This is a genomic window from Flavobacterium sp. ASW18X (assembly GCF_005144745.1).
Lineage (GTDB): Bacteria > Bacteroidota > Bacteroidia > Flavobacteriales > Flavobacteriaceae > Croceivirga.
The window spans coordinates 1-884 of sequence record NZ_SWKK01000061.1 but is presented as its reverse complement, the minus strand read 5'-3'; the positions used below and the strand labels follow the sequence as shown (position 1 = coordinate 884).

Genomic DNA, 884 nt, shown 5'->3' with positions numbered 1-884 from the left:
TATCTAGTGGATACCAGATGCGTTATTATGTTTATGAGGGAGAAGCGTCTGAATTTAATATGGAAAACGTAGATACTGGTAACGAAACAGTGTTTAGTGAAGCCTATGCTGATGGATTTGTTGACTTGGTTCAAAACGGTACCAATTATGAATTTACCGCAACAGGTTTAGCAGGCCCGTCGCCATTGGATAATCCAGAAGGTGCTTATTACGTTGTTTACCAAGAAGCAAGGCGGGTAGACGGTCAAGTTTTTTTAGACGTTAAGAGCGGTAATATCACGGAGACATTTTACATTAGGGCGCCATCGGCATTGTCAGTGAGCACGCCCGTTTTTACCCAGCCAGAATGTGCCGGAGACACGGGAACCATTGGTTTTAACGTTTCAGGAGGTGGTTATGCTAATACTGATGCTGCACGATATTATTACAGCGTAGCTAGTGGCGGTGGTTTTGTGGATTGGACCGAAAGTAGCACGGGAACTATAAGCATCCCCAATCTAAATGCGGGCACTTATGATATAAAAGTAGTTGCTGGGAACAGTAGTTTGGCCAATACGGATGGTTGTCATGTGACCCTTTCGGACCTCACCATTGCTGCCCCCGTTCCCTTAGGCTTTGATTTGAGCTCCAGCCCGGAGTCCTATCCAGGAGCCAATGACGGAACCGTAAGTGTGAGCAACATCACGGGCCGAGCAGGGATGACCTTGTCCATCAATACTATTCCAGAACAAAGCTTAACAGTGGCCGATGGCGGTAGTTATTCCTTCCAAGGATTGCCGTTTGACTCCTACGAGGTCACTCTAAGTGCAGGTACTTGTACGTATACGGATAGTATCGAGGTCACGGGTGTTACCCTACCCGTGATTACGGTCAACAGCACTACG

At 46.9% G+C, this 884-nt stretch carries 1 protein-coding gene; it reads left to right on the top strand.

Annotation, left to right across the window (positions count from 1 at the left end):
- On the top strand, window positions 1–884 hold an 884-nt coding region (locus FBT53_RS16195), incomplete at both ends, for a hypothetical protein (protein ID WP_169630389.1).